General features: G+C 59.2%; 17 protein-coding genes and 1 pseudogene. 9 read left to right on the top strand and 9 right to left on the bottom strand.

Annotated features, from left to right (window positions below; all coding sequences use genetic code 11):
* The first annotated feature begins 1 nt into the window (after position 1).
* From tusC to ASC74_RS21530, 5 genes are all read left to right on the top strand, one after another.
* The gene (gene tusC / locus ASC74_RS21510; RefSeq protein ID WP_056743893.1) at positions 2 to 364 is read left to right on the top strand and encodes a sulfurtransferase complex subunit TusC; all 363 of its coding nucleotides are present in this window, start codon (positions 2 to 4) and stop codon (positions 362 to 364) included.
* Positions 364 to 657 carry a sulfurtransferase complex subunit TusB gene (gene tusB, locus ASC74_RS21515; protein ID WP_056743895.1) on the top strand — a complete coding sequence of 98 codons (294 nt, stop codon included), beginning with the start codon at positions 364 to 366 and terminating at the stop codon, positions 655 to 657. Before tusC ends, tusB begins: the two co-directional genes overlap by 1 nt.
* Entirely contained in the window at positions 654 to 989 is a 336-nt protein-coding gene (locus tag ASC74_RS21520; RefSeq protein WP_056743897.1) for a TusE/DsrC/DsvC family sulfur relay protein, read from the top strand. Before tusB ends, ASC74_RS21520 begins: the two co-directional genes overlap by 4 nt.
* Positions 986 to 1,987 carry a glycosyl transferase family protein gene (locus ASC74_RS21525; protein WP_056743899.1) on the top strand — a complete coding sequence of 334 codons (1,002 nt, stop codon included), beginning with the start codon at positions 986 to 988 and terminating at the stop codon, positions 1,985 to 1,987. Before ASC74_RS21520 ends, ASC74_RS21525 begins: the two co-directional genes overlap by 4 nt.
* A 90-nt stretch (positions 1,988 to 2,077) precedes the next feature.
* Positions 2,078 to 3,085, top strand: coding sequence for a glutathione S-transferase family protein (locus ASC74_RS21530; RefSeq protein WP_056743901.1), 1,008 nt, complete (start codon positions 2,078 to 2,080; stop codon positions 3,083 to 3,085).
* A gap of 128 nt (positions 3,086 to 3,213) precedes the next feature.
* Here ASC74_RS21530 and cysG read toward each other — a convergent pair whose 3' ends face one another.
* The 7 genes from cysG to ASC74_RS31660 form a co-directional block, all read right to left on the bottom strand.
* Positions 3,214 to 4,608: a siroheme synthase CysG gene (gene cysG / locus ASC74_RS21535; RefSeq protein ID WP_056743903.1), complete on the bottom strand. Its 1,395-nt coding sequence runs from the start codon at positions 4,606 to 4,608 to the stop codon at positions 3,214 to 3,216.
* On the bottom strand, positions 4,609 to 5,889 hold the full coding sequence (serS, locus tag ASC74_RS21540; RefSeq protein WP_046049411.1) for a serine--tRNA ligase: 1,281 nt from the start codon (positions 5,887 to 5,889) through the stop codon (positions 4,609 to 4,611).
* A gap of 15 nt (positions 5,890 to 5,904) precedes the next feature.
* Positions 5,905 to 6,279 (bottom strand): fluoride efflux transporter CrcB, encoded by a 375-nt coding sequence (gene crcB, locus ASC74_RS21545; protein ID WP_046049410.1) that lies wholly within the window; start codon positions 6,277 to 6,279, stop codon positions 5,905 to 5,907.
* A complete protein-coding gene (locus tag ASC74_RS21550) occupies positions 6,279 to 7,601 on the bottom strand; it encodes a replication-associated recombination protein A (protein ID WP_056743905.1) in 1,323 nt (440 codons plus the stop codon). The genes crcB and ASC74_RS21550 overlap by 1 nt, the downstream gene beginning before the upstream one ends.
* Positions 7,602 to 7,762: 161 nt before the next feature.
* A complete protein-coding gene (gene lolA, locus ASC74_RS21555) occupies positions 7,763 to 8,386 on the bottom strand; it encodes an outer membrane lipoprotein chaperone LolA (RefSeq protein ID WP_046049408.1) in 624 nt (207 codons plus the stop codon).
* Between the two features lie 65 nt (positions 8,387 to 8,451).
* Complete coding sequence (locus ASC74_RS21560; RefSeq protein WP_056743907.1) at positions 8,452 to 10,854, bottom strand: DNA translocase FtsK; 2,403 nt, start codon at positions 10,852 to 10,854, stop codon at positions 8,452 to 8,454.
* Positions 10,851 to 11,123, bottom strand: coding sequence for a hypothetical protein (locus ASC74_RS31660; RefSeq protein WP_156400837.1), 273 nt, complete (start codon positions 11,121 to 11,123; stop codon positions 10,851 to 10,853). The genes ASC74_RS21560 and ASC74_RS31660 overlap by 4 nt, the downstream gene beginning before the upstream one ends.
* A 38-nt stretch (positions 11,124 to 11,161) precedes the next feature.
* Between ASC74_RS31660 and trxB the strand changes: the two genes are divergently transcribed.
* The 4 genes from trxB to infA all read left to right on the top strand — a co-directional run bounded on the left by trxB (position 11,162) and on the right by infA (position 13,961).
* Positions 11,162 to 12,121 (top strand): thioredoxin-disulfide reductase, encoded by a 960-nt coding sequence (gene trxB, locus ASC74_RS21565; protein ID WP_056743909.1) that lies wholly within the window; start codon positions 11,162 to 11,164, stop codon positions 12,119 to 12,121.
* 64 nt (positions 12,122 to 12,185) lie between these two features.
* Positions 12,186 to 12,866, top strand: coding sequence for a leucyl/phenylalanyl-tRNA--protein transferase (gene aat, locus ASC74_RS21570; RefSeq protein WP_056743911.1), 681 nt, complete (start codon positions 12,186 to 12,188; stop codon positions 12,864 to 12,866).
* A 57-nt stretch (positions 12,867 to 12,923) separates the two neighbouring features.
* The gene (locus tag ASC74_RS21575; protein ID WP_046049404.1) at positions 12,924 to 13,631 is read left to right on the top strand and encodes an arginyltransferase; all 708 of its coding nucleotides are present in this window, start codon (positions 12,924 to 12,926) and stop codon (positions 13,629 to 13,631) included.
* A 111-nt stretch (positions 13,632 to 13,742) separates the two neighbouring features.
* Positions 13,743 to 13,961, top strand: a complete 219-nt coding sequence (gene infA / locus ASC74_RS21580; RefSeq protein ID WP_002553999.1) for a translation initiation factor IF-1 — start codon at positions 13,743 to 13,745, stop codon at positions 13,959 to 13,961.
* Positions 13,962 to 14,483: 522 nt separating this feature from the next.
* Here the strand turns inward: infA and ASC74_RS21585 are convergent.
* Both ASC74_RS21585 and ASC74_RS32725 read right to left on the bottom strand, forming a co-directional pair.
* Positions 14,484 to 15,571, bottom strand: a pseudogene (locus ASC74_RS21585) (IS110 family transposase).
* Positions 15,501 to 15,692, bottom strand: coding sequence for a hypothetical protein (locus tag ASC74_RS32725; RefSeq protein WP_442965798.1), 192 nt, complete (start codon positions 15,690 to 15,692; stop codon positions 15,501 to 15,503). The pseudogene ASC74_RS21585 and the gene ASC74_RS32725 overlap by 71 nt, the downstream one beginning before the upstream one ends.
* Positions 15,693 to 16,616 lie beyond the last annotated feature (924 nt).

Consider the following 16,616-nt stretch of genomic DNA (forward strand, 5'->3'; position numbering starts at 1 on the left):
GATGGCTAAATCCTTGCTGATTATCAGCCGTCAGGCGCCCTGGTCCGGGCCGAGTGCGCGCGAAGCGCTGGACATCGTGCTGGCCGGCGGTGCCTTCGACCTACCGATCGGCCTGCTGTTTCTAGATGACGGGGTGTTCCAGCTCGCCGCGAAACAGGACGCCAAGGCCCTCCAGCAGAAGGACCTGAGCGCCAACCTGCAAGCCTTGCCGATGTTCGGTGTCGAAGACCTTTTTGTCTGTGGCGACAGCGCTGCAGAACGCGGTCTGAACCCGGCCGGCTTGTCGCTGGAAGAAGCTCAAGTGCTGGCCGCCCACGAAATCACCGCACTTATTGACCGTTACGACCAGGTGATCACCCTCTGATGTCGACTTTGCATGTGTTGTCTCATTCCCCGTTCGGCGACGATCGCCTGACCAGTTGCCTGCGCTTGATGGGCGCTGACGATGCGTTGTTGCTGACTGGTGACGCGGTTTATGCGTTGCAACCAGGCACCGCGCCGTTCAATGCGCTGAACGCCCGCCATCTGAAACTGTTCGTACTGGCCGAAGACGCCCAGGCTCGTGCACTGGAGATTCCTGACACGGCCAAGGCCATCGATTACCCGGCCTTCGTCGAGCTGTCGATTCACTACGACAAGGTCAACAGTTGGCTATGAACTCCCTGACGGTCGGCGCACGCGCCATCGAGTTGGACAAGGACGGTTTCCTGGTAGAACTGAGCGACTGGTCCTGCGACGTGGCCAGCGCCCTGGCCGCCGCCGAAGACATCGAGTTGAGCCCTGAACACTGGGAAATCCTCGAACTGCTACGCAGTTTCTATGCCGAATTCCAGTTGTCGCCGGCCACGCGTCCGCTGATCAAGTACACCGCGCTGAAGCTGGGCCCGGACAAGGGCAACAGCCTGCACCTGAACCGACTGTTCAAAGGCACCCCTGCCAAACTCGCCGCGAAACTGGCGGGCCTGCCCAAACCGACGAATTGCTTATGACCGACTACCCAGCGCTGACCCTCGAAACACCCGCCGAACACCCGTTCGCCCAGTTCGTGCGCATCCTTGGCAAAGGCAAGCGCGGCGCCCGCGACCTGACCCGCGAGGAAGCCCGCGAAGCCATGGGCATGGTGCTCGACCACAAGGTCGAAGACACCCAGCTCGGCGCGTTCCTGATGCTGTTGCGGCACAAGGAAGAAAGCGCTGAGGAGATGGCCGGTTTTACCGAAGCGTTGCGCGAACGTTTACAGGCACCGACGTTGAATGTGGATCTGGACTGGCCAACCTACGCCGGCAAGAAGCGCCATCTGCCATGGTATCTGCTGGCGGCCAAGTGCCTGGCGCAGAACGGCGTGCGGATCTTCATGCACGGCGGCGGCGCGCACACGGCGGGTCGGCTCTATAGCGAGCAATTGCTGGATGAGTTGAAGATTCCATTGTGCCGCGACTGGCAGCAGGTCGGCGAGGCACTCGATAACGGCGGCCTGGCCTTCATGCCGCTGGTCGATTGGGCACCGCAGCTGCAACGAATGATCGACCTGCGCAATACATTGGGCCTGCGTTCGCCGATCCATTCCCTGACGCGGATTCTCAATCCGTTGGGCGCTCGCTGTGGCCTGCAAAGCATTTTCCACCCCGGTTACCAGGCGGTGCATCGCGATGCCAGCGGTTTGCTCGGCGATACCGCGATCGTAGTGAAAGGCGACGGCGGCGAAATCGAGATCAACCCGGACGCCGACAGTCACTTGTACGGCACCACTGGCGGCGAAAGCTGGGACGAGGAATGGCCGCAGCTGTCGGCTCAACGGCACGTCAAACCGGCCACCCTCGATCCCGAGCATTTAAAAGCCGTGTGGCGTGGCGATGTGGTCGACAGCTACCCGCAAATGGCGCTGATCTCGACCATGGCCCTGGCCTTGCGCGGCCTCGGCCAAACCCGCGAACACGCCTTCGAAACCGCCCAGCAGTATTGGGACGCTCGGGACAAATCGATTTAACCGATCATAAGCGCCCAACCTTTGCGCTTTTTTATCGAACCTATGCGAATAGACTCCTCTCCAACGCTTATTGGTTGAGGAGTCTTGAACATGGGTTTGTTAGTTGAAGGTCGCTGGCATGACCAGTGGTACGAAAGCGCCAAGGACGGTACGTTCCAGCGTGAACAAGCGCAGCGTCGTAACTGGCTGACCGCCGACGGCAAGCCTGGCCCGACCGGTGTCGGTGGCTTTGCGGCCGAGGCCGGTCGTTATCACCTCTACGTGTCCCTCGCCTGTCCATGGGCTCACCGCACACTGATCCTGCGCAAACTCAAAGGCCTCGAAAGCCTCATCGACGTCTCGGTGGTCAGTTGGCTGATGCTGGAAAACGGCTGGACCTTCGACCAGAACCTCGGATCGACCGGGGACAAACTCGATCACTTCAATTTCATGCACCAGCGCTACACCGCCGATACCGCCGACTACACCGGCCGCGTCACCGTGCCGGTGCTCTGGGACAAACAGCAAAATCGCATCGTCAACAATGAATCGGCGGAGATCATCCGCATGTTCAATGGCGCCTTCGATGACTTGACCGGTAATGACCTGGATTTCTACCCGGCGCCGCTGCGGGGCGAGATCGACGCGCTGAACGAACGGATTTATCCGGCGGTGAACAATGGCGTGTACCGCGCAGGGTTTGCCACGTCGCAGAAGGCGTATGAAGAGGCGTTCGACGGGTTGTTCGAGGAGCTTGATCGGCTGGAACAGCTGTTGGGCGCCAATCGCTACCTGACGGGTGAATACCTGACCGAAGCTGATGTTCGGCTGTTCACCACGTTGATTCGCTTTGACGCGGTGTATTACGGGCACTTCAAGTGCAACCTGCGGCGGATCGCCGATTATCCGAACCTGTCGAACTGGCTGCGGGAGATTTATCAGTGGCCGGGGATTGCCGAGACGGTGGATTTCGAGCACATCAAGAATCACTACTATGGCAGCCACAAGACCATTAACCCGACCGGGATCGTGCCTAAAGGGCCGGCGCAGGAGTTCATGGCGCCGCATGATCGCGAGCGGTTGAGCGGGAAAGGAGTTTGGCGCAAGAACCAGGCCTGATCTGAAATACTGGGTGATTTTGAGGGCCCCTTCGCGAGCAAGCCCGCTCCCACATTTGACCGTGTTCTATCTGAGGAATACGGTCAAATGTGGGAGCGGGCTTGCTCGCGAAGGAGGCGACGCGGTATTCAGACTTGCGCCTGAGCGCCCTCGAACCACGCCAGTTTCTCGCGCAATTGCACCACTTCCCCAACGATCACCAGCGTCGGCGCATGCACTTCATGCTCCGCCACCAGACTTGGCAAATCCGCCAACGTGCCGGTAAACACCCGCTGATTGACGGTGGTGCCCTGCTGGATCAACGCCGCTGGCGTATCCGCCGCGCGACCATGCTTGATCAACTGCTCGCAGATGATCGGCAAGCCCACCAGCCCCATGTAGAACACCAGGGTTTGCGCCGGCGCGACCAGGTCGGCCCACGGCAAATCGGTGGAGCCGTCCTTCAAGTGCCCGGTGACAAAACGCACAGACTGCGCGTAATCGCGATGCGTCAGCGGAATCCCGGCATACGCCGCGCAACCGCTGGCCGCGGTGATACCCGGCACCACCTGGAACGGGATGCCATGGGCCGCCAGTTCTTCGATCTCTTCACCGCCGCGACCGAAGATGAATGGATCACCGCCCTTCAACCGCACGACCCGCTTGCCTTGCTTGGCCAAATCCACCAATTGCTGGTTGATCTGATCCTGCGGCACAGCGTGATCGGAGCGACGCTTGCCGACGTAAACCCGCTCGGCATCGCGACGGCACAAATCCAGAATCGCCGGCGCCACCAAGCGGTCATACAGCACCACATCGGCTTGCTGCATCAGACGTAAGGCACGGAAGGTCAGCAGGTCGGGATCACCCGGGCCGGCGCCCACCAAATAGACTTCGCCCGTTGCATTCGGTGCTTCACCGGCAATTTTCGCCAGCATCAAACGCTCGGCTTCGGCACCCTGCCCGGCCAGTTGCCGGTCGGCAATCGGGCCTTGGAACACATCTTCCCAGAACGCCCGACGCTGCTGCACATCCGGGAACAGGTGTTTGACCTGGCTGCGAAAACGCGCCGCCAGGCCGGCCAGTTGACCGTAGGTGGAAGGAATCCAGGTTTCCAGTTTGGCGCGGATCAACCGCGCCAGCACCGGCGCGTCGCCGCCACTGGAGACCGCTACGATCAAAGGAGAACGGTCGACGATCGCCGGGAAGATCACGCTGCACAAGGCTGGCGCGTCCACCACATTGACCGGCACACAACGCCGATGGGCATCGGCGGAGACTTGTGCGTTCAGCGGTTCGTCGTCGGTGGCGGCGATGATCAGCCCGCAAGCGTCCAGGTCTGCTTCAACGTAGCCTCGCACCAGACACTCGCCACCGCTGCCGGCAACCAGTTCGCGCAGTTGCGGTTCGATTTCAGGTGCGACCACCCGCAGCAGCGCACCGGCTTCGGCCAGCAGGCGGGATTTGCGCAAGGCAATCTCCCCCCCGCCGACGACCAAGACACGACTGCCGCGAAGGTTATGGAACAGCGGCAGATAGTCCATTTAGCCGATGACCTCAAGGCCACCCATGTACGGTTTCAGCACGTCCGGCACACGGATCGAACCGTCGGCTTGCTGGTAGTTTTCCAGCACCGCCACCAAGGTACGACCGACCGCCAGGCCGGAACCGTTCAGGGTGTGAACCAGTTCAGGCTTGCCGGTTTCCGGGTTGCGGAAACGCGCTTGCATGCGACGGGCCTGGAAATCACCGCAGTTGGAGCAGGACGAAATCTCGCGGTATTTGTCCTGGCTCGGGATCCACACTTCCAGGTCGTAGGTCTTGACCGCGCTGAAGCCCATGTCGCCGGTGCACAGCGCAATGGTGCGATAAGGCAGCTCGAGCAATTGCAGGACTTTTTCGGCGTTGGCCGTCAGGCCTTCCAGCGCTTCCATCGAAGTCGACGGTTCAACGATCTGGACCATTTCAACCTTGTCGAACTGGTGCTGACGGATCATGCCGCGCGTATCGCGACCCGACGCACCGGCTTCACTGCGGAAGCACGGGGTGTGGGCGACGAACTTGATCGGCAGCAGTTTCGAATCGACGATTTCGCCCGCGACGATGTTGGTCAGCGACACTTCGGCGGTCGGAATCAGGTACAGATCGGCTTCGCCTTCGCGAGTGATCTTGAACAGGTCTTCTTCGAACTTCGGCAGCTGCCCCGTGCCTTGCAGCGCCGGCGCTTGAACCAGATAAGGCGTGTAGGCCTCTTCGTAGCCGTGTTCGCTGGTGTGCAGGTTGATCATGAACTGCGCCAGGGCGCGATGCATACGAGCGATCGGGCCGCGCAACAGGGCGAAACGGGCACCGGACAGCTTGGCGGCAGTTTCGAAGTCCAGCCAGCCGAATTTCTCGCCCAGGGCGACGTGATCCTGAACCGGGAAATCGAACGCGGTCGGGGTGCCCCAGCGGCGCACTTCGACGTTGCCGTCTTCGTCATCACCGATCGGCACGGACTCGTGCGGCAGGTTAGGGATGCCGAGCAGGATCGAATCCAGATCGGTCTGTATCCCGTCCAGCTCGACTTTACCGGCGCTCAATTCATTCGCCATGCGCTCGACGTCAGCCATCAGCGGTGCGATGTCTTCGCCGCGCTGCTTGGCCTGGCCGATGGATTTGGAGCGCGCATTACGGTCTGCCTGCAGTGCTTCGGTGCGGGTCTGGACGGTCTTGCGCTGTTCTTCCAGCGCTTCGATGCGCGCAACATCCAGCGTGTAGCCACGGGATGCCAGGCGGTCCGCTACGTCCTGAAGGTTGCTACGTAACAGTTTGGAATCGAGCATGTCGGTCTCTCGTTATCAAAGTTTGGTCAAGGACAGGCCAGCCCAGGTAGCGAGCAGCCCACCGAATACGCTGATGGCAGCATAGACAAAAGCCAGCGGCATTTGCCCGGTTTCCAGCAAACGCACCGTATCCAGTGAAAAAGATGAAAAAGTCGTCAGCCCCCCGAGGAAGCCGACCATCAACCCGGCGCGCACCTCAATCGGCACCTCCGGGCGTACTAAAAACAGACCGTATAGAACGCCGATCAGCAAACAGCCGACGATATTAACGGCCAGCGTCGCGGTATAGAAGTGCCGCGGCCAATTAGCGTTGATCCAGTTACCCGTAGCAAAGCGCAAAAGCGTTCCGGCGATACCGCCCACAGAAACGGCAACGATCAAAGGAATCACTATTTTCTCCGCTGCCGGGGACTGAGACGGTCAAGTTGCGCGAGGTGATTGAGCTTCTCGCCGATCTTCAGCTCCAGGCCTCGCGGCACCGGCTGATAGAACGGTTGTGGCTCGAGTTCCTCCGGGAAATAGTCTTCGCCAGCGGCGTAAGCGTCCGGTTCATCGTGGGCATAGCGGTATTCGTCGCCGTAACCCAGTTGTTTCATCAATTTGGTCGGCGCGTTGCGCAGGTGCAGCGGCACTTCCAGCGAACCGTGTTCGGCGGCACTGCGCATCGCCGCTTTGAAGCCCATGTACACCGCATTGCTTTTCGGCGCGCAGGCCAGATAGGTGATGGCCTGAGCCACCGCCAATTCGCCTTCGGGGCTGCCGAGGCGCTCCTGCACCTCCCACGCCGCCAGGCACAGGCTCAAGGCGCGGGGATCGGCGTTGCCGATGTCTTCGCTGGCCATGCGCACCACGCGCCGGGCCAGGTACAACGGATCGCAACCGCCGTCGATCATCCGCGCGAACCAATACAACGCGCCATCAGGATTGGAGCCGCGCACGGATTTATGCAACGCAGAGATCTGGTCGTAAAACGCTTCGCCGCCCTTGTCGAAACGCCGGCGGGTATCACCGAGCAGGCTTTGCAGCAGGTCGACGCCGATCTCGCTGTTGTCTTCAGCCAGGTCCGAGGCGTTTTCCAGCAGGTTGAGCAGACGCCGGCCATCGCCATCGGCGGCCGACAGCAGCATCTGGAAACCTTCATCGCTAAGGGTCAGTTGCCGCTTGCCCAAGCCACGCTCTTCGGTCAGTGCGCGACGCACCAATTTACGCAGGGCCGCTTCGTCGAGGCTTTTGAGCACGTAGACGCGCGCCCGGGAGAGCAACGCGTTGTTGAGTTCGAAGGAGGGATTTTCAGTGGTTGCGCCGATGAAAATCAGCGTGCCGTCTTCGACGTACGGCAGGAACGCATCCTGCTGAGACTTGTTGAAGCGATGCACTTCATCAACGAAGAGGATGGTCCGCTTGCCGTACTGCCCGGCCTGCTGCTTGGCGATTTCCACCGCCTGACGGATTTCCTTCACGCCGGCCAGTACCGCCGAAACCGTTTCGAAGTGCGCATCCGAGACTTCCGCCAGCAGCCGCGCCAGGGTGGTCTTGCCCACACCCGGCGGGCCCCAGAAAATCATCGAGTGCAGGGCACCCTGCTCCAGCGCTTCGCGCAAAGGCTTGCCGCGAGCGAGCACGTGTTCCTGACCGACGTACTCGTCCAGATTGGCGGCACGCAAGCGTGCTGCCAAGGGCTGAGCAATCGGGGCACTGCGAAACAGGTCCATCACTACTTATGAAACCTCACTGGGTCCTGATACAAATCAGCCAAGGCCATCGCAGATCCTGTGGGAGCGGGCTTGCTCGCGAAGAGGCCGTGTCAGTCGACATCATTGCTGTCTGATACTCCGCCTTCGCGAGCAAGCCCGCTCCCACAATGTCCCGCGTTTTACTCTTGGATCACGTCGGCACCCTTAGGGATGACGAACTTGAACTTGGACGCCGGGATCGGTTCGTTGGCTTTCACGCCGGTGAACAGGATGTTGGTGCGCTGACCGACGCTGTCGATCATCTGCATGTCATTGACCAGGCCATTGCGGAACGACAGACGCAGGCTGTCGAACAGGGTGTCCTTGGTTTTCGGCTTCAAGGTGAAGTCGATCACGCCACCGGCTTCCTTGGCGCTGATGTCGAAGCTCTGGCTGATCTTGGACACGTCACCGGACAGCAGCAACGCCGGGGTCTGGGTCAGGCGCTGATCGAGGTTCTTGATGGTGGCCTGCTCCAGGTCCGGATCCCACAACGTCACCTTCTTGCCGTCGGAAACCATCGTTTGTTCGGCCGGCGCGTTGGTGTGCCAGTAAAACAATCCAGGACGCTGCAAGGACATTTCACCCGCGGTTTCCTGCAATTGGGTGCCGCTGCCGTCGAGGGTCAGCTGGGAGAAACGCGCGGTCAGGGTCTGGGATTTTTCCAGCAGTTGGGTCAGACGTGCCACGTCCTTGTCATCGGCGTGGGCCGAGAGCGTGGTCAAAGCCAAAACCGGCAGCAACAGCATGCGGATAAGACGCATGGGAGTCCTCATAACATTCGTGGGGGTGCGATGGCGCGTCATTACGCCACCGCGTTTCAATCAATTCAGTCGCGTACCGGGCCCGGAGCCAGGACCTCACGCGAACCGTTGGTGTTCATGGACGTCACGACCCCCGCCATCTCCATGGCTTCGATCATGCGCGCGGCGCGGTTGTAGCCGATTTTCAGCTTGCGCTGAACCGCAGAGATGGACGCTCGACGGCTTTCCAGTACGAACTGCACCGCTTCGTCGTAGAGCGCGTCGGATTCACTGTCGTCGTCGCCACCGCTGCCGCCTTCAAAGCCGCTACCCGGCTCTTCGACACCGGCGAGAATCTCGTCGTTGTATTCCGGTGCGCCGCGCAGTTTCCAGGCTTCGACCACCCGGTGAACTTCGTCATCGGACACAAAGGCGCCGTGGACACGAATCGGCAGACTGGTGCCCGGCGGCATGTAAAGCATGTCACCGTGGCCCAGCAGTTGTTCGGCACCGCCCTGGTCGATGATGGTCCGGGAGTCGATCTTGCTCGACACCTGGAACGCCATACGGGTCGGAATGTTGGCCTTGATCAGACCGGTGATTACATCAACCGACGGACGCTGGGTCGCGAGGATCAAGTGGATACCGGCCGCACGCGCCTTCTGAGCGATACGGGCGATCAGTTCTTCAACCTTCTTGCCGACGATCATCATCATGTCGGCGAATTCGTCCACCACCACGACAATCGTCGGCAGCTTGGTCAGCAGCGGCGCTTCGTCGTGAATGCTTTCGCGCTTGTACAACGGATCGGTCAACGGCGTACCGGCGTCCTGGGCTTCCTTGACCTTGGCATTGAAGCCCGACAGGTTACGCACGCCCATTTTCGCCATCAGTTTGTAGCGACGCTCCATCTCCGCCACGCTCCAGCGCAGGGCGTTGGCGGCGTCCTTCATGTCGGTCACGACCGGGCACAACAGATGCGGAATGCCTTCGTAGATCGACAGCTCAAGCATTTTCGGGTCGATCATGATCAGCTTGGCGTCTTCCGGGCCGGACTTGAACAGGATCGACAGGATCATCGCGTTCACGCCCACCGATTTACCGGAACCGGTCGTACCGGCTACCAGCAAGTGAGGCATTTTCGCCAGGTCGGTGATGACCGGCTTGCCACCAATGTCGTGACCCAGGGCCAAGGTAACCGGCGACTTGAAGTTGTCGTACTCGGGGGTCGACAGCACTTCGGAGAAACGCACGATCTGGCGGTCTTCGTTAGGAATCTCGATACCGACGGTGGTCTTGCCCGGAATCACTTCCACCACACGCACGCTGGTCACGGCCAGGGAACGCGCGAGGTCTTTCGCCAGGTTGGAGATGCGGCTGACCTTGACGCCGGCCGCTGGCTGGATTTCGTAACGGGTAATCACCGGGCCCGGGTGAATCGAATCCACCGAGACTTCGACGCCGAATTCCTTGAGCTTGATTTCCAGCAAGTGGCCAACCGCCGCCAGGGATTCAGGCGAGTAGTTGAGTTGTTTCTTTTCTGCCGGGTCGAGAATCGAGATCGGCGGCAAGGTGCCTTCGACGGCGCTGTCGACGAACAACGGCACCTGCTTCTCTTTTTCCACGCGCTTGCTGGGCGCTGCTGGTTTGGGCGGCGCTGGGGCAATCACCGGCGGCACCTGCTTCTCGCGGTCCGACATGTGTTTGCTCAGGGCCTGCTCACGTTCGATCAGGCGTTCCTTGACCTTGGCTTGCTCGCGCTTGTCGGTGACGGTCGGCGCGACCACGTCATGCACGCGATCATCGACTTCACGCAACTGCGCAACCAATTGTTTGCGCTCGACACGGGCCGCCCACCAGCGGTTGGCCGCGCCCTGGAACAATTCGAACAGGTCGAGGGTGATCTTGCCGGTGAGGTCCATCACTTTGAACCACGACAGGTCGGTGAACACCGTCAGGCCGAACAGGAACAACGCGATGAACACCAGCGTACTGCCCTGGATATTCAGGGCGTTCCTGGCCAGATCGCCGAGGCTTTCGCCCAAAGCGCCGCCAGCGCCGGCCGGCAGACCGGTCGCAGCGTGGAAATGGATATGGGCCAGGGCCGCGCCCGACAGCACCAGAAACACCAGGCCGATCAGGCGCCAGGAGAACAGCCAGCCGCTCCACTCCCACTGCTCGTGACGTTGACGGAAAATTTGATAGGCCTTGATCGCCAGCAACAACGGGAAGATGTAGGCGAAGTAACCCAACACCATGAACAGGATATCGGCGCTGTAGGAGCCGACCGGACCGCCGAAGTTCTGCACATCGTCGATCTTGCTGTTATGGCTCCAGCCTGGATCGTCCTTGCCGTAGGTCAACAAGGCCATCATCAGGAACAGGCACAAGCCGCCGATGGCGATCAATGCACCTTCCTTGAGCCGGTAGTGCAATTGCTGGCGCCAGAGCGGAACGACTGTTTTTGGTGCTGCGGTGGATTTCTTCAAAACGCTTCTTTTCCTGCGCCTGTGGCGCGTCCATCTGTTGATTGACTATAAAAAACTGCCCAATCCAGGCAGGTAAAAAAGATAACAGGTGTAACTGGGACTACTTTTAACACTACGCTCCGGTTTTTATAAACACGGCGCGCAGCGCTTATTTTATTACAAGCACTGTAACAGGCAGGCATTGTACGGGTTTGTTCGTCCGATGCCATGCTTGAAACCCAAGGTGTAGCATAGCCAACAGCACATGACTCGCGGTTCAATTTGAGCATGCATTCTCTTTTGTGACAAAGGCTTATGAGGTGTTTTTATGAGCGAAGCGAAGCATTCCCGCCTGATCATTCTGGGTTCCGGCCCTGCCGGTTACAGCGCAGCCGTTTATGCCGCTCGCGCCAACCTCAATCCCGTTGTCATTACCGGCATACAGGCAGGTGGCCAGCTCACCACCACCGTCGAAGTCGACAACTGGCCCGGTGATGTCGAAGGCCTCACCGGCCCGGTGCTGATGGAACGCATGCAAAAACACGCCGAGCGTTTTCACACAGAGATCGTCTACGACCACATCCACACTGCCAAGTTGCAACAGCGCCCGTTCGAACTCATCGGCGACAGCGGCACTTACACCTGTGATGCGCTGATCATCGCCACCGGCGCCTCGGCGCAATACCTGGGGCTGCCATCGGAAGAGACATTTGCCGGCAAAGGAGTGTCGGCCTGCGCGACGTGCGACGGTTTCTTCTACCGCAATCAGGTAGTCGCGGTCGTGGGTGGCGGCAACACAGCAGTTGAAGAAGCGTTGTACCTGTCGAACATCGCCAAGGAAGTTCACCTGATTCACCGCCGCGACAAGTTGCGCTCGGAGAAAATTCTTCAGGACAAGCTCTTCGAAAAAGCCGCCAAAGGCAATATCCGCCTGCACTGGAACCAGAATCTGGATGAAGTACTGGGTGATGCCAGCGGTGTGACCGGCGCCCGCCTGCGGGACAGCCACACTGACGAAACCAGTGAATTGCCGCTGACCGGCGTGTTCATCGCTATTGGCCACAAACCCAACACCGATCTGTTCGAGGGTCAGCTGAAAATGCGTGACGGCTACCTGCTGATCAAGGGCGGCAGCGAAGGCGACGCTACCAGCACCGAAATCCCGGGCGTGTTTGCCGCCGGTGACGTGGCCGATCACGTTTACCGCCAGGCGGTAACCTCTGCCGGGGCCGGCTGCATGGCCGCGCTGGACGCCGAGAAGTATCTCGACGACATTCCAGTCGTTTGACGGCACACTTCACGGTGGGCCCACCCGCCCACCACTGCCCTCCCCTTCTGCAAGCCCGGATGCCATGCTGACTTGGTTACAACGCAATACCCTGACCTTCCCGCCCCTGGAAAAAGCCATGCGCGATCCCAACGGGCTGCTGGCCGCGGGCGGAGATCTGTCCGCCGATCGTCTGATTCAGGCCTATCGCCACGGCTGTTTTCCGTGGTTCTCGGAAGGCCAGCCGATTCTCTGGTGGTCGCCGGATCCACGCACCGTATTGTTTCCCGACGAACTGCATGTCTCGCGCAGCCTGAACAAACTGCTGCGCCAGCAACGCTATCAGGTGACCTTTGATCAGGATTTTGCCGCGGTCATCCGCGCCTGCGCCGCGCCTCGGGATTACGCCGACGGCACCTGGATCACAGAAGCCATGCAGAACGCCTACCTCGAGCTGCACAGGCGTGGCTACGCCCATTCGGTGGAAGTCTGGGACCAGGGCGAGCTGGTCGGCGGGCTCTATGGCCTGGCGATGGGTCAGCTGTTTTTCGGCGAATCCATGTTCAGCCGCGCCGACAACGCCTCGAAATATGGCTTTGCCACGCTGGTCCGACATCTGAAAGACTCAGGCTTTGTGCTGATCGACTGCCAGATGCCGACCGACCATCTGCACAGCCTCGGCGCCCGAGCGATTCCTCGCAGCGAGTTTGCCGACTACCTTGCGCAGCATCTGGACCAACCCAGCCGCGCAACCTGGGTTTGCTGAGCGACTTTTGCGCGCGTGGCTTACACTTAATTCAAAGCTTATTCCCGAGGGTTGATCATGACCGAGTTGGCGCGTTTGAAGTTTTATGCCACTCAGCCCCACTCTTGCAGTTATCTGCCCGAGGAGCAGGCCACGACCTTGTTCCTCGACCCTAGTCAGCCCATGGATGTGCATGTCTATGCAGACCTGTCTGAAATGGGTTTCCGTCGTAGCGGCGATCATCTTTACCGGCCTCATTGCCAGAATTGCAATGCCTGCGTACCGGCGCGCATCCCTGTGGCGCAATTTTCGCCCAACCGCCAGCAGAAACGCATATTCAAACGCAACGTCGACCTGCAGGTGCGCCCTTCCAGGCCGCAATTCAGCGAAGAGTATTTCGACCTTTATCAGCGCTATATCGAACAGCGTCACGCCGATGGCGATATGTACCCGCCAAGTCGCGATCAGTTTGCGACGTTCCTGGTACGTGACCTGCCGTTTTCCCGATTCTACGAATTCCGTCTCGAAGGACGACTGGTGGCGGTGGCCGTCACCGACTTGCTGCCGAACGGTCTGTCGGCCGTTTACACCTTCTACGAGCCCGCTGAAGAACGCCGTAGCCTGGGGCGTTATGCGATTCTCTGGCAAATCGCCGAGGCTCAGCGCCTGGGGCTGGAGGCCGTCTATCTGGGCTATTGGATCAAAAACTGCAAAAAGATGAGCTACAAGACTCAATATCGCCCTATCGAACTGCTGATTAATCAGCGCTGGGTCATCCTGAACTAGAGCAAGCCGTAAACCCCTTGGCTTAAACCCCATTTTTCGGGCACAATGCACGCCGCTTTTGCCTGGCGCAGTTGCACCGGGCCATTCATTGGACACCGAGGGCTTTACTGCATGTCGAAAGAAGACAGCTTCGAAATGGAAGGCACTGTCGTCGACACCCTGCCCAACACCATGTTTCGTGTGGAGTTGGAAAATGGGCACGTCGTAACCGCGCATATCTCCGGCAAGATGCGCAAGAACTACATCCGTATTCTTACCGGTGACAAAGTGCGCGTCGAGCTGACGCCCTATGACTTGAGCAAAGGGCGCATCACTTACCGCGCTCGCTAATCAAGTCAATACAAAACGCCCGGTTTATGCCGGGCGTTTTTGTTTGTCTGCGATTTGGTGGGGTTTTGGGTTCTTGGGTTCTTGGGTTTTGGGTGTATATCCGTTGCTGCGGTGATGGCTGATTATGGTTTCGCTTTTACAGCGAGTCCCTTTTTCAAACGCCAAAAAGGAACCAAATGTATGGTCAGCCCATCTTCTGCCACCCAGCATTGATGAACGGTAAATCGAGCTTGCGCTAATGTATTCGGGCTCAGTGTGAGCACGGATAGCGCTCGGCCCTTGATGAAGCCCATCTTCTGCCACCCAGCATTGATGAACGGTAAATCGAGCTTGCGCTAATGTATTCGGGCTCAGTGTGAGCACGGATAGCGCTCGGCCCTTGATGAGTAGTCGCTCCTGCCTATCCTTTAAAAAGTCTTCAGCCTCCAAAGCTCTTTTGGTTCTCAGGTTTTCAGCCAGGATGTCTGCCGTTTATCGTCATCAGCTACTGACGTCGCAAAAGCCGGTGGTGAAGCGTAAGGATCAAGCCAAAAGCTGTGAGTTGTCGGTGCCGCCTTTGGTTAATAACACCCAGATGATTCTGGCCATTTTGTTCGCCAGGGCACAGGCCACTTTGTTCAGAGGCTTGCGGGCGAGCAGGTTTTTGGCCCACCTACCGAGGGCGTCGGTGCGGTGATCGACTCGGTACAAAACGGTGTGAGCGCCCTGTACCAGCAGGCTTCTTAGGTATTTATCGCCCCGTTTGCTGATGCCGAGGAGGACCGTTTCGCCACCTGTTGAATGCTGTCGCGGCACCAACCCCAACGAGGCGGCGAAGTCGCGGGACGATTTGAAAACCGAAGCGTCGCCGACATCGGCCACCAGAGCGCTAGCGATGAGGGGGCCGATGCCGGGGATGCTTTGCAAGCGTTGGCCGGCGTCGCTTTGGACGAGGTTTTGCTTGATCGGGCCACCAGAGCGCTAGCGATGAGGGGGCCGATGCCGGGGATGCTTTGCAAGCGTTGGCCGGCGTCGCTTTGGACGAGGTTTTGCTTGATCTCGACATCAAGTTTTTTGATCTCGCCAGTCAGCTGCCGAATATCTTCAAGCATGCGCTCAATGGCGTTTATCAAACGAATGGGAAGCTCACGGCTTTGCATCAGGCCCGAGACCCGATCAAGGGCGGCGCATCCGGCGGGAAAGATGACGCCGAACTCCAGGAGAAATCCATGCACTTGATTGATGACGGCGGTGCGTCGACTGACCAATGACTTGCGCAGCCGGTGCTCAGTGCACAGCACCTGCTGTTCTACGGTTTTGACTTGGACCGAACGGGTTCTAGGGCGCGAGGCCGCTTCACAAATRGCCTCGGCATCAATGAAGTCGTTTTTGTTGCCGGTGACATAGGCCTTCACATGTTGCGGTGCAATCAACTGCACTTGATGGCCTTGCTCCTTGATTTTCCGGGCAAGCCACTGAGATCCGCCGCAGGACTCCATGGCAATTTTGCAGGTCGAAAGCTGTGCGAGATAAGGGAGCAATTGGTTGCGGTTGAGCTTTTTACGCAGCACCTGATGGCCCCTGGCGTCCTGTCCATGCAGGTGGAAAGTGTTCTTGCCGATGTCGTTGATAAGGGAGCAATTGGTTGCGGTTGAGCTTTTTACGCAGCACCTGATGGCCCCTGGCGTCCTGTCCATGCAGGTGGAAAGTGTTCTTGCCGATGTCGATACCCAGAAGCGTCACGGTATTCATGAGAGATCCTCCTTCGGTAAAGAGAGCGCCCCGGCAAGTTTAGACTCGCCGAGGTTCTCGCCGGGCTGACCATCTCATTAAGGCTTTGCAGGAAGATCGAGCAGAAGCGTCACGGTATTCCAGAAGCGTCACGGTATTCATGAGAGATCCTCCTTCGGTAAAGAGAGCGCCCCGGCAAGTTTAGACTCGCCGAGGTTCTCGCCGGGCTGACCATCTCATTAAGGCTTTGCCCCGGCGTACGGCACTTCGCTAAAGCTCAGTGTTCCCTCGCTACGGTGTCCATCAGGGGACATCGCCTACGGTCTGCTTCGCTACGACCTCCTCTCGATGTGTTCGGCTTCGCCGAACGGCGCTACGCGCCTAATCCCCTGATGAACACCTACGCTCGGCCTGCCGAAGGGGCAAAAGGTCAAAAGCAGGATCAACGTCAAAAGCCAAAGCAAGATCAAAAGATCGCAGCCTTCGTCAGCTCCTACATGGAGTTCGCGCACACCCGAAAGAACAGGTCGGCTATCAGGCCGCCTCGGCTGATTTTGATCTGCCCGCCCCTTCGGGAGGCTGAGTGGAGGTGTTCATCTGGGGATTGGTGCGCAGCACCGTTCGACGCAGTCGAACACATCGAGAGGAGGTCGAAGCGAAGCCGACCGGAGGCGATGCCCCCAGATGAATGCCGGAACGAAGGAACGCCGAGCCCAAGCGAGGGGCCGGACGCTTGGGGCGAGCGTTTTTTTGCTTACTTTTTTTAGGGCTTCGGTACGTGTCAAGGTACCTGTCGCCTTGCTCCTACAGTTGTTAGCCCGTTGCGCCCCTAATTTCAGGGCGTTCCGGGTTTAAATACACCGCATCTGCGAGCTTCCAGTTCCGTGTCCGAGTACTCCAGCGGCTCGGATTAGCTTCCCTCGCATCTTCATACAGCGCTGCTCT

The sequence above is a fragment of the Pseudomonas sp. Root329 genome (genome assembly GCF_001424925.1).
Classification (GTDB): domain Bacteria; phylum Pseudomonadota; class Gammaproteobacteria; order Pseudomonadales; family Pseudomonadaceae; genus Aquipseudomonas; species Aquipseudomonas arabinosi.

Bases quoted from the DNA above. Each gene is read 5' to 3' on its own strand.
- tusC (WP_056743893.1), top strand. From the start codon at position 2: ATGGCTAAATCCTTGCTGATTATCAGCCGTCAGGCGCCCTGGTCCGGG.
- tusB (WP_056743895.1), top strand. From the start codon at position 364: ATGTCGACTTTGCATGTGTTGTCTCATTCCCCGTTCGGCGACGATCGC.
- ASC74_RS21520 (WP_056743897.1), top strand. From the start codon at position 654: ATGAACTCCCTGACGGTCGGCGCACGCGCCATCGAGTTGGACAAGGAC.
- ASC74_RS21525 (WP_056743899.1), top strand. From the start codon at position 986: ATGACCGACTACCCAGCGCTGACCCTCGAAACACCCGCCGAACACCCG.
- ASC74_RS21530 (WP_056743901.1), top strand. From the start codon at position 2,078: ATGGGTTTGTTAGTTGAAGGTCGCTGGCATGACCAGTGGTACGAAAGC.
- cysG (WP_056743903.1), bottom strand. From the start codon at position 4,608: ATGGACTATCTGCCGCTGTTCCATAACCTTCGCGGCAGTCGTGTCTTG.
- serS (WP_046049411.1), bottom strand. From the start codon at position 5,889: ATGCTCGATTCCAAACTGTTACGTAGCAACCTTCAGGACGTAGCGGAC.
- ASC74_RS21550 (WP_056743905.1), bottom strand. From the start codon at position 7,601: ATGGACCTGTTTCGCAGTGCCCCGATTGCTCAGCCCTTGGCAGCACGC.
- lolA (WP_046049408.1), bottom strand. From the start codon at position 8,386: ATGCGTCTTATCCGCATGCTGTTGCTGCCGGTTTTGGCTTTGACCACG.
- ASC74_RS31660 (WP_156400837.1), bottom strand. From the start codon at position 11,123: ATGCTCAAATTGAACCGCGAGTCATGTGCTGTTGGCTATGCTACACCT.
- trxB (WP_056743909.1), top strand. From the start codon at position 11,162: ATGAGCGAAGCGAAGCATTCCCGCCTGATCATTCTGGGTTCCGGCCCT.
- aat (WP_056743911.1), top strand. From the start codon at position 12,186: ATGCTGACTTGGTTACAACGCAATACCCTGACCTTCCCGCCCCTGGAA.
- ASC74_RS21575 (WP_046049404.1), top strand. From the start codon at position 12,924: ATGACCGAGTTGGCGCGTTTGAAGTTTTATGCCACTCAGCCCCACTCT.
- infA (WP_002553999.1), top strand. From the start codon at position 13,743: ATGTCGAAAGAAGACAGCTTCGAAATGGAAGGCACTGTCGTCGACACC.
- ASC74_RS32725 (WP_442965798.1), bottom strand. From the start codon at position 15,692: ATGAATACCGTGACGCTTCTGGGTATCGACATCGGCAAGAACACTTTC.